5 protein-coding genes and 1 pseudogene are annotated in these 6,028 nt (G+C 60.3%); 4 read left to right on the forward strand and 2 right to left on the reverse strand.

Translation table 11 applies throughout. From position 1 onward, the window contains the following. The first annotated feature begins 1 nt into the window (after position 1). The gene (locus tag NW809_RS10025; RefSeq protein WP_414402046.1) at positions 2 to 1,207 is read left to right on the forward strand and encodes an AI-2E family transporter; all 1,206 of its coding nucleotides are present in this window, start codon (positions 2 to 4) and stop codon (positions 1,205 to 1,207) included. 44 nt (positions 1,208 to 1,251) lie between these two features. Here NW809_RS10025 and pth read toward each other — a convergent pair whose 3' ends face one another. Continuing rightward, positions 1,252 to 1,929: an aminoacyl-tRNA hydrolase gene (gene pth / locus NW809_RS10030; RefSeq protein ID WP_414402047.1), complete on the reverse strand. Its 678-nt coding sequence runs from the start codon at positions 1,927 to 1,929 to the stop codon at positions 1,252 to 1,254. Between the two features lie 147 nt (positions 1,930 to 2,076). Here pth and NW809_RS10035 point away from each other — a divergent pair, with 147 nt between their 5' ends. After that, positions 2,077 to 3,297, forward strand: a complete 1,221-nt coding sequence (locus NW809_RS10035) for an HD domain-containing phosphohydrolase (RefSeq protein ID WP_414402048.1) — start codon at positions 2,077 to 2,079, stop codon at positions 3,295 to 3,297. Positions 3,298 to 3,562: 265 nt separating this feature from the next. After that, the gene (locus NW809_RS10040) at positions 3,563 to 4,684 is read left to right on the forward strand and encodes a methyl-accepting chemotaxis protein (protein WP_414402049.1); all 1,122 of its coding nucleotides are present in this window, start codon (positions 3,563 to 3,565) and stop codon (positions 4,682 to 4,684) included. On the opposite strand, the gene NW809_RS10045 is transcribed toward NW809_RS10040, so the two are convergent. Beyond that, a complete protein-coding gene (locus NW809_RS10045) occupies positions 4,681 to 5,091 on the reverse strand; it encodes a DUF4359 domain-containing protein (RefSeq protein WP_240527379.1) in 411 nt (136 codons plus the stop codon). The genes NW809_RS10040 and NW809_RS10045 overlap by 4 nt on opposite strands. Positions 5,092 to 5,346: 255 nt before the next feature. Between NW809_RS10045 and NW809_RS10050 the strand changes: the two are divergent. Beyond that, positions 5,347 to 6,028 (forward strand): annotated as a pseudogene (locus NW809_RS10050) (PCRF domain-containing protein); the annotation flags it as partial.

Genomic DNA, 6,028 nt, shown 5'->3' on the forward strand with positions numbered 1-6,028 from the left:
CATAGCCCTGGTAGTGGCCACAGGGATGCTGCTGCTGTTGCTGTGGCAACTGCGCAACCTGGTGGTAACTGTGATGATCGCGGTGGTGGTGGCGGCGGCGCTGGCTCCCCTGGTGGATCTGGCGGAGCGGATGCGGATCCCCCGTTGGCTGGGGGTGGTGGTGGTTTATCTGAGTTTCATTGCCGGGATTGCCGGCTTAGCTCTGCTCATGGGTCCGACGGTGGTGACCCAGACCCAGCGGCTGCTGGCAAGGTTGCCCTCTTACCTGGAGCGGCTCCAACTGTTAGCAGACACCTGGATTGCCGATCTGGCAGGGGTGGATCCGGCGGCGCTGGACTACTTGAACCAGTTGCTGGATCCGCAGTCGCTGATGAACTGGGCAGTTCGCTCAGGACAACAGTTGCTGGTGCAGTCCTTCGATTTCACCCGCGGTCTGCTGGGCGGCCTGTTGACCGTAGTGCTGACCCTCTTCATTTCCGGTTATATACTGGTGAGCGGCTCTGACCTGGTGCAGGGCCTGGTGGAGCTGTTCCCCTACCCCTGGAATGAGCGGTTGGCCCAGCAGGTGCAGCCGATGGCGCAACGTATGGGGGGCTACATCCAGGGGCGGATCTTGGTCTCGGCCATTTTGGGGGTGATGATTGCCGTCTCGCTCCGCTTTTTGGGCCTGTCGGAGTTTGCGCTGGCGCTGGGGGTAATCGCCGGGTTTACCAATCTGATTCCCTTTATCGGCCCAGTCTTGGGATCCCTGCCGGCTTTGGTGGTGGCCATCGTCCAAGGGGGCTGGACTTTTTTGTGGGTGCTGATCCTGTACGTTGCCGTGCAAAACCTGGAAACCTATGTGTTGGATCCCTTGTTGGTGGGATCCTCGGTGCGGGTGAAGCCCTTGTATCAATTGCTGGCGGTGCTGGGGGGCACTCAGTTGTTGGGCATTGTTGGGGCGGTGATCGCGCCCCCCTGGGTAGCCGGTATGGCGGTGCTGCTGGAGAACCTTTATCTCAAGCCCAAGCAGGAGGCAGAGCTGCGCGCCAAGCTGTGCGCTCAGGCCGCCGAAGCCTCCGGTTCTCTGGCTTGGCGAGGGATCGGTAGCAACCTGGAGGGATCCTTGCCCTCTCCTGCCACTGGGGAAGCCGACTCCCTGACGCGGCCAGGCGGTTCTGAGGAATTGCCGCGGGTGGAAGATCGCGTGGCCGGACGCAGTCCTTGATGAGGCGACTTTGCTTAGTCAGACAGCGGGGCGGGATCCCGGCATCAGCTTTCTCCGGGCGCAGTCTTGGCTGGGTTGAGAGGAGCTGGCTGATCTTGCCGATCTGGCCCAGAGAAATCCAAAGGGTTGAAGCGGTTCATGGCCGTCTTCAATCCTTCTTGCAAGCAACACTCCACCGCTGCCACTGCCGCCCTTAGAACCCGGTCCAGCACTGCCTGCTCAGCGGGTTCAAAGCTCCCCAAAACATGCCCAACCCTGTCTTGGTGGCCTTTGGGCTTGCCCACGCCCAGGCGCAAGCGGGGGAAGGCTTCGCTGCCCAAGTGCTCAATGACAGACTTCATGCCGTTATGTCCGCCGGCGGAGCCAGATCCCCGCAGCCGCAGGCGACCCAGGGGCAAGTCCATATCGTCGTACACCACCAGAACCGAGGCAGGATCCAACTTGTACCAATCCAGGACTGCCCGCACTGCCTCGCCAGAGCGATTCATATAAGTCGCCGGCTTGAGCAGGCGCCGCTTGCCCCCCAGGGCAAAACCTTCTCCGTAGCTGCCTTGGAACTGCTTTTCCAGAGCTAATGGGATCCCCCAGCGCTCTGCCAACCGATCCACTACCATAAAGCCGCAGTTGTGGCGGGTGTTGGCATACTGCGGGCCAGGATTGCCTAGGCCAACGATGAGCTGGAGGGCAACCTCCTCTGGCGGCTGGGTCTTGACCTGGGTCACAGCGTCTCTTGCCTCCCTAGGTAAAGTAGAGTAGCAGAGTTCCTTTGGATAGGCGGCCCTAGCCTCATCGGAGCAGCGGCAGGATCCCTGCCAGAGCTCTAACCCCGCTTCCCTGAGAACCCTCGTAACCCACCGGAGGATCAGGTTATGTCCCATGGGCCTTCCCCCTTCGATCTCTCTCCTGGCGAAGCCAAATTCGAGGCTGCTGCTGCCTTGCGCCTGAGTCAGCGGCTGATCCAAGTGGGGATCGCCCTTTCTTCGGAAACGGATTTAAGGCGCCTGCTGGAACTGATTGTCGCCCAAGCCCGCGAGCTAACCTGCTGTGATGGCGCTAGCCTGTTCATCCGGGAGGGAGAAGAGTTGCGCTTTTTCGTGGTCAACCGCAACGAGGAGCTGCAGGATCTGCGCCTGCCCCTTGCTCCTTCCAGCATTGTGGGCTATGTGGTGCTCACGGGGGAGAGCTTGAATTTGCCGGACGTCTATCGCTTGCCAGCGGGCTTGCCCTATGCCTTCAACTCCCAAGTCGATCAGCAGACCGGCTACCGCACCCGCTCTTTGCTCACGGTGCCGCTGCGGGATCCCTCAGGAAACATCCTCGGTGCCCTGCAACTGTTGAACCGCCTCAGGCCGGATCGCCCTGCTGACCTGGCGCCCGACCAGGTGGCTGACTGGAGCCAGCCGTTTTCTGAGCTGGAAGTCCAAGTGGCCGAAGCCCTGGCTTCCCAGGCGGCGGTTGCCTATCAAAATGTGCGCTTGCGGGAAGAGCTGAAAGCTGCTCACCTGGAAACGATTTTCTGTCTGGCCCAGGCTGCCGAATACCGGGATCAAGACACCGCCTTTCACCTCAAGCGGATGAGCCATTATTCCCGCATTCTCGCCAAAGAGTTGGGCCTCTCCAGCCATGAACAGGAGCTGATTTTCTACGCCAGCCCCCTGCACGATGTGGGCAAAATCGGGATCCCGGATGCCATCTTGCAAAAGCCAGGCCCCCTCACCCCCGAAGAGCGTCTAATTATGAACCGCCACCCCGAGATTGGCTACGAGATCCTCAGTAAATCGGACTCGGAGCTGATGAAAAAAAGCGCCATCATTGCCCTCACCCACCACGAGAAATTCGATGGCAGCGGCTACCCGCGGGGCCTTAAGGGAGAAGAGATCCCGCTGGAAGGGCGGATCGTGGCTTTGGCCGATGTCTTCGACGCTTTGGCCAGCCGCCGCCCCTACAAAGAAGCTTGGAACCTAGACGAGATCTTTGGCTTTGTGGAGAGCCAAAGCGGTAGCCACTTCGATCCCCACGTAGTGGCCGCTTTTACCCGTGGCCGCGGCGAAATTCTAGAGATCTACCACCGCTACCAAGAGCCTCGCTGAGCTCAGAGCCGGCCAAATCGCGGATTTGGAGTATCCCCTCTTGCCGGAATCCCCACTCGGCAACGGGAAAAACCCGCCTTTGTCTTTTTTTTCAACCGATCCCCAGCCTGCGACCGTAGCCAGGGAACGAGATCCCAAGGCAAACTAAATGCAGTCGGCAGTAGTCTCCTGGCAAGCCGACCAGAGCCACTTTTGTGTGTTTCCCAATACATAGCACATCTACTGGCTACCTGTCTCGACCCAAGCTGCGCCGAGGATCCCTGTGATGGCTACCCTGACCAATCCGCCCACTCCCACCCTCTCGATCCACACCAAGCTGCGCGATCTGGCCCTGGTGGACTTTCAGGTGAGCGAGTCCACCCCTTGCGAGAACGTGGTGCGCCGCCTAGAGGATGACAGCAGCCTTTCGGGGGTGATCGTGTTGGATGAGCGGTCACAAGTGCAGGGGATGCTGACCCGGCGCGCCATTTTGGAGTGGATGCTGAGCAAGCCCTACGGCCTAGACGTGTTTTTGAAGCGGCCCATCAGCTCGATGGTGGAGTTCCATGGCCGGGGTTTTCTCCTTCTGTCCGGCGACTGCGATGTGTTGCAAGCGGCCAGCCAGGCCTTCCAGCGGCCCCAAGAAACCATCTACGACCCGGTGGTGGTGCAAATTGGCCCGCAAGACTACCGCCTTTTGGATGTGCCGGTGCTGTTGGTGGCCCAGTCCCAGGTATACTTGGCCACGCAGCAGAGGCTGCGGGAACAGCAGGAGGAGATGAAACGGCTCTTGGCCGAGCTGGAGCAGGAAAAAAACCGCAGCCTTCAGTATGCCCGCGATCTGGAGCGGCAAAAAGCCGAGATCCTCAGCCAAAACCTGGCTTTGGATCGGGAGCGGCGCCAAGCCCAGCAGCGCTCGGAAGAGCTGGCCCGCCTCAACGCTCGCATCATCGAGATCAGCTCGGTGCTCTCGGAGAAGGGCAAATCCACCTTTGCCGCCACCTTTGCTGGGGTAGAGGCGGTGCGCCGCCTATTTCAGGAAATTGCCGACAGCAACCAGGAGCTATCCCGCGAGCTCAAAGAAATCAACACCATCGTCGACGTGATCGTAGAGGTGGCGGGCTACATTCGTCTGCTCTCCTTTAACGCGGCTGTAGAGGCCAACCGCAGCGGTGGGGGCGGGGGTTTTGGCGCCATTGCCCAGGAGATCCGCAAGTTGGCGGGGCGCACTACCGAGGCCAGCAACCGCATCCGCGGCTTGGCAGAGCGCATCCAACGCCAAAGCCAAGCCACCCTGCAATCGGCCCAGGCCAGCGCCGAGATGGTGCAATCCCTTTACCAGCAGGCGCAGTCGGCCCAGGCAGCCCTGGAGGAATTGCAAGCGCTGTTGGAGCAGGCCCAGGTTTAGCCCTTTTGGGGAGTGGTTTTGCCCTCGCGGATCTCATAGGTATAGAATTGCCCTGCCACGGCCAAGGTTTCAAAGTGGTAGGTGGGCAGGGAGATCCCCAGCGGGCCAAAGTTAAGCAACGACAAATCGGTGCTGTAGAGGCTGAAGAGGATGAAGTTTTGCCGGCGGGTCTGGCGCAGAAACAGCTCCACCAGCTCTGGTTGCAGCTGTTGCACAAGGGCGTGACATTCCTCAATGAGGGTGGGCAAAAAAGCTGGGATCTGGGCGCAGTATTCCCGTGTAGCATAGGCAGCCAATTGGTCTCCTGCGTAGGCTCCGTACTCTTCCGGGGTGGGATTGGTGATGGCCAAAGCAGCCACCCCCCCAGCCAGAACCAGTCCGGAAAGCAAGGAAAAGACCCTCAGCATAGCGGCCTCCAAAACAAGATTTTCCATTCTGCTACGGGCTTGAGGTGCTCCGACAGGGATCCTTCGGCAAAAGCCATCGCCCAAGGCCGCTCTGTCGCGTCCTAGAGCCGGCGCGGGATCACCCAATTGGCCAGGAATGCGGTTCACAGTGTTGCAGCAAACCTGCAAAAGAGCTGGATCCCTTGGTTGAATTGCCAGCCTACAGGCTAGGATGAGAGCCGAAGCGCAGCTTGATGCTCTCTCTTGATGCTCTCTATGGAACTGGCCGATCTGAGACGCACCCTAGAATCGCTCACCTCGCGCCTGAGCAGTGCTCAGGACTATCTTTGACCTGCCCCACCTGGAGCAGCAGATCGCCATTTTGGAGCAGGAAGCAGCGCAGCCGCAGTTTTGGAACGATGCCGAGGCGGCCCGCCGCCACCTGCAACAGCTCAACAGCCTCAAGGCCTCCTGGGATCAAATCCACCGCTGGAAGGATCGCCTAGAGGATGCTGCCAGCGCCTTGGAGCTGCTGCAAGAAGACCCGGACCCGGAGCTGTTGGCCGAAGTGTCCGGATCCCTGGCGGCGGTGGAGCGGGAGCTCGGCCAATGGGAGCTGCGGCAACTGCTTTCGGGCCCCTACGACAAAAACGGCGCCATCCTCACCATCACCGCTGGCGCGGGGGGAACCGATGCCCAAGACTGGGCGGAGATGCTCCTGAAGATGTACACCCGCTGGGCGGAAAACCAGGGCTACAAGGTCACGCTTTCGGAATACTCGCAAGGGGCAGAGGCCGGCATCAAGTCGGCCACCCTGCTGATTGAAGGCCCCTATGCCTACGGGTATCTTTCCGCCGAGAAGGGCAACCACCGCATGGAGCGCATCAGCCCCTTTAACGCCAACGGCAAGCGCCAGACCAGCTTTGCCGGCGTTGAGGTCATGCCTATCCTGGAGGAG

This window comes from Synechococcus sp. WC101, assembly GCF_047461555.1.
Taxonomy (GTDB): domain Bacteria; phylum Cyanobacteriota; class Cyanobacteriia; order Thermostichales; family Thermostichaceae; genus Thermostichus.